The following is a 4549-nucleotide window of genomic DNA, read 5'->3' on the forward strand; positions in this document are numbered from 1 at the left end:
CCCCAGACTCCGTCCGGGGGGACCCCCATCGCCCCTAGCCGAACGCAAGCCCACAGCCTTGTGGCCGGTAGCGGCCCGGGCGGTCACGCTCTGGAACGGGGTGCGGCCGGCGGTCGGGTGCGGGTCTGCTGTGTCCACCCCTCCCCAGTGCCAGGTGGAGCGGGGCAAGCTGCTGGTGTGGCTAGGTCGGGTTACGTGCTTGCGTGTGCGCGTTGGCGTCTTCTCGGGCCTTTGACCTGGCTCGGCGGGCGGGGCCGGTCCAGCCGCAGTTGCAGCGGGCGATGGAGAAGCGGCCCTGGTCGGTGGTGTGGGTGTGGTGGTTCTCGTGGGGGGCCGGCGGGGGTGCGTCGGCAGGCTCGTGCACGACCCCACGGTACCGGCCGCGCCCCCACCCTCATACCCGGTCGCAGCGGTCCGTTCGCCCCGCCGCACCGGCCCGTACGCACCCCGCCGTACCGCCGCACTGCACCGGCTCGTTCGGCCTCGCTGCCTCGCTGCCTCGCTGCCTCGCTGCCTCGCTGCCTCGCTGCCTCGCTGCCCGCATCGGCCCGTTCGCGCCCGGCCGCCCCCAGGTTGCGTGCTCGGTCGTGCCCGTTGCCCGTACCCCGTGGTGCCGCTTCGCTTGTTCTGTCGTACCCGCTCCTTTTCGTCGCCCGTGACGGGGGCCCTACGACCGTCGTTAAGCGGAACGAGCTTCGGGCCGGAGTCGAATCGTTCCGGCTGTCTTTCAGGGGGTTCGCGGGCGATGACGATGGTGGTGCACCGGCACGGGCGGAAGGGCGGCGCCGTCGCCGCCGTCATGGGCAGCGTCGCGGTGGGGCTCGTCGCGACCGGCTGTTCCGGCATGGGCGCCGCCGCCGACGACCGCGGGAGTGTGGACGACGCGACTGCGACCGCCGTCGTCCGGCGCGCCGCCGACGTGCTGGTCCGCTCCGGCAGTTCCCGCGCGCGTACGTCGATGGAGACCGCGACCGGCGGTACGCGCGTCACGATCCGGGGCGAGGGCGCCTTCGACTATGCCCGGCAGGTCGGCAGGTTGCTGGTCTCGCTGCCGAGGGACGCGGCGGGCGGGGAGGAGCACCGGCCCGTGACCGAACTCCTCACCCCTGGCGCGCTCTACATGAAGGACCGCGGCGCCGGCGTGCCCGCCGACAAGTGGGTACGGGTGGACACGACCGGGCTCGCCGACGGGAACCTGGTCACCGGCGGGGCCACCGACCCGATGGCCGCGGCCGAACTGCTGCGCGGCGCCCGGGATGTGCGGTATGTCGGAGAGGCGAAGGCCGAGGGCGACGGCGCGACCGTACGGCACTACCGCGGCGTCACCGACATCGGCCGGGCCGCGAAGGCCTCCTCGCCGCACGTGCGCGGGGTGCTGGCCGCCGCGGCGAAGGGGTTCTCGGAGGACGTCGTGCCGTTCGACGCGTACCTCGACGAGCAGGGCAGGCTGCGGAAGGTGCGCCACCGCTTCAGCTTCGCCAACAGCGGGCACGAGCGCGGCGGCGAGCGCGTCGCCGCCGAGGTCGTGTCGACGACCGTGCTCTACGGGTTTGGGACCGATGTGACGATCGAGCTGCCGCCCGAACAGGACATCTACTCCGGGGCGATCGCCGTCCCGGAGGCGTAGCGGTTCAGCGGGCTTGGAGTCAGGGCGCGGAGCGGTTCGAACGAGGCTCAAGGGGCCCAAGGGCCCCCGGGAAATGGTCCGTCCGTGCCATGCGCGCGCCTGTGCCCGGTGCCTAGGCTGGGCTTCGCGTGCGTACCGGGGCGCATACGCACCGGGGGCAACGCGCACACGTACCGGAGACCGCGCGGTGGTTGGCGCGCGGGGGAGCGCTCTCTAGGAGGAGGTGACGCGCGTGGCCGGGTCCAGGGGCTCTACGGTTCAGGACCGCGACGCCCTCGCCGAGATCGAGCTGTGCGGCGAGTTGATGATCGCGGCGTCCGGCGCGGACGGCGAGTGGCTCAGCCACGACCGCATCGACGAGGTGCTCAGGGTGAGGGGTGCCACGGTGGCGGGCACCGCCAAGGCCTCGGAGCGGGTGGAAGGAGCGGACGAAGCCTTGGGTAAGGAGAGGGTGGACGAAGCCTTGGACCAGGAGGGGGCCGATGGGGCCCCGGGGTGGGAGAGGGCGGACGAGGCCCCGGGTCCGAATTGATCGGACCCATCCCCGTATAGAGGGTTCAGGTGCGCAGCAGTCGCGCGATCGCGGCTGTGGCTTCCGCCACTTTCGCATCGATCTCCTCGCCGCCCTTGGCCGCCCCCTGAGCGGAGCTCTCAACGGCCGCGGTCGCCACGCAGTGGCGCAAATGCTCCTCCAGCAGCTGGAGCGCGAACGACTGGAGCGCCTTCGTCCCGGCGGAGACCTGCGTGAGTATGTCGATGCAGTACACGTCCTCCTCGACCATCCGCTGAAGGCCGCGGATCTGGCCCTCGATCCGGCGGAGGCGTTTGAGGTGCTGATCCTTGTCCTTGGTGTAGCCGTGCGGTCCGGTGCCCGTGGCGGGTTCGGACTCCGGGGTGTGGCGGTCGGCCGCCTCTGTGGTCGCCATGGGTCCTCCGTCGTCCGATGTGCGGCTGTGTGCCGGTCTGTGTGAGCTGTTTCCGTCGTATACCCCTAGTGGGTATATGGTACCGATTTTTCCCCGCGAACCCAGGGGCCCCTCCCCGGCGCATTCGTCGATGGGTGACACTGTGGAAGCCGGTTAGTGTGGCCGGATGATGCGCCTAGCATCACCCTGACCGAATCCGATGCAGCTTGAGGACCCCACCGTGCGCTTTCGTCTGACCCCCAGGGAGACGAGCTTCTACGACATGTTTGCCGCGTCCGCGGACAACATCGTCACAGGCTCGAAGCTCCTGATGGAACTCCTCGGAGCGGACGCCTCTGGCCGGGCCGAGATCGCCGACCGCATGCGGGCGGCGGAGCACGCGGGGGACGACGCGACGCACGCGATCTTCCACCAGCTGAACTCCTCCTTCATCACGCCGTTCGACCGCGAGGACATCTACGCCCTCGCCTCCTCCCTCGACGACATCATGGACTTCATGGAGGAGGCCGTCGACCTGGTCGTCCTCTACAAGATCGAGGAGCTCCCGAAGGGCGTGGAGCAGCTGATCGAGGTGCTGGCGCGGGCGGCCGAGCTGACCGCCGAGGCGATGCCGCACCTGCGGACGATGGAGAACCTCACCGAGTACTGGATCGAGGTGAACCGCCTGGAGAACCAGGCGGACCAGATCCACCGCAAGCTCCTCGCGCACCTCTTCAACGGCAAGTACGACGCGATCGAGGTGCTCAAGCTCAAGCAGATCGTGGACGTGCTGGAGGAGGCGGCCGACGCCTTCGAGCATGTCGCCAACACCGTCGAAACCATCGCGGTCAAGGAGTCCTGACCCCCGGCCATGGACACCTTCGCGCTTGTCGTGACCATTGGGGTCGCGCTCTTCTTCACGTACACCAACGGCTTCCACGACTCGGCGAACGCCATCGCGACCTCGGTCTCCACGCGGGCCCTGACCCCGCGGGCCGCGCTCGCCATGGCCGCGGTGATGAACCTCGCCGGTGCGTTCCTGGGCAGCGGGGTGGCCAAGACGGTCAGTGAAGGGCTGATCCAGACCCCGACCGGCCGGTCGGGGATGGGGATCCTGTTCGCCGCGCTCGTGGGCGCGATTGTCTGGAACCTGGTCACCTGGTACTTCGGCTTGCCGTCGTCTTCCAGCCACGCGCTCTTCGGCGGCATGGTGGGGGCGGCGCTCGCGGGCGGCACGGAGGTCATCTGGTCCGGCGTGATCCAGAAGATCGTGCTGCCGATGTTCATCTCCCCGGTGGTGGGGCTGGTGCTCGGCTACCTCGTGATGCTCGCCATCATGTGGATTTTCCGCCGGGCCAACCCGCACAAGGCCAAGCGCGGCTTCCGCATCGCGCAGACCGTCTCGGCCGCCGGCATGGCGCTCGGCCACGGTCTCCAGGACGCGCAGAAGACGATGGGCATCGTGGTGATGGCGCTGGTCATCGCCGATGTCGAGGACGCGGGGGACCCGATCCCGGTCTGGGTGAAGATCGTCTGCGCGGTGATGCTGTCGCTCGGTACGTACGCGGGCGGGTGGCGGATCATGCGGACGCTCGGGCGGCGGATCATCGAGCTGGATCCGCCGCAGGGATTTGCCGCCGAGACGACGGCGGCGTCGGTGATGTACACGGCGTCGTTCATGTTCGGGGCGCCGATCTCGACGACGCATGTCATCACCTCGGCGATCATGGGTGTGGGGGCGACGAAGCGGATCAACGCGGTTCGCTGGGGGGTCGCCAAGAACATCGTGGCGGGGTGGTTTATCACTATGCCGGCGGCAGCCGTGGTCGCTGCGCTGAGCTACTGGGTCGTTCAACTGGCCTTCGGGTAGTCCCGAACCGTTTCCCCTTCCGGTGTGGGCGTGTTCGGCCACCGGCGTGTAGCCGCGTACGAAACCGGTTGGTCCAGGTGGCCTGTTGCGCTTCAGACGCGGTTACGGTCCGGTGCGGGGTGGGGGGCCGTGCGCCGGGTGCGGGTT

At 69.7% G+C, this 4549-nt stretch carries 5 protein-coding genes; 4 read left to right on the plus strand and 1 reads right to left on the minus strand.

Annotation, left to right across the window (positions count from 1 at the left end; translation table 11 throughout):
* Positions 1-751: 751 nt before the first annotated feature.
* The gene (locus tag AOK16_RS24000) at positions 752-1627 is read left to right on the plus strand and encodes an SCO4651 family lipoprotein (protein WP_055474213.1); all 876 of its coding nucleotides are present in this window, start codon (positions 752-754) and stop codon (positions 1625-1627) included.
* A gap of 232 nt (positions 1628-1859) precedes the next feature.
* Positions 1860-2159 (plus strand): hypothetical protein, encoded by a 300-nt coding sequence (locus AOK16_RS24005; RefSeq protein WP_055474210.1) that lies wholly within the window; start codon positions 1860-1862, stop codon positions 2157-2159.
* Between the two features lie 25 nt (positions 2160-2184).
* Here the strand turns inward: AOK16_RS24005 and AOK16_RS24010 are convergent, their stop codons facing one another.
* Positions 2185-2553 (minus strand): metal-sensitive transcriptional regulator, encoded by a 369-nt coding sequence (locus AOK16_RS24010; RefSeq protein ID WP_055474211.1) that lies wholly within the window; start codon positions 2551-2553, stop codon positions 2185-2187.
* Between the two features lie 220 nt (positions 2554-2773).
* Between AOK16_RS24010 and AOK16_RS24015 the strand changes: the two genes are divergently transcribed.
* Both AOK16_RS24015 and AOK16_RS24020 read left to right on the plus strand, forming a co-directional pair.
* The gene (locus tag AOK16_RS24015; RefSeq protein ID WP_055474214.1) at positions 2774-3394 is read left to right on the plus strand and encodes a DUF47 domain-containing protein; all 621 of its coding nucleotides are present in this window, start codon (positions 2774-2776) and stop codon (positions 3392-3394) included.
* Positions 3395-3403: 9 nt separating this feature from the next.
* Positions 3404-4402 carry an inorganic phosphate transporter gene (locus AOK16_RS24020; RefSeq protein WP_055474212.1) on the plus strand — a complete coding sequence of 333 codons (999 nt, stop codon included), beginning with the start codon at positions 3404-3406 and terminating at the stop codon, positions 4400-4402.
* Positions 4403-4549 lie beyond the last annotated feature (147 nt).

The organism is Streptomyces pathocidini (genome assembly GCF_001418495.1).
GTDB classification, from domain to species: Bacteria; Actinomycetota; Actinomycetes; order Streptomycetales; family Streptomycetaceae; genus Streptomyces; species Streptomyces pathocidini.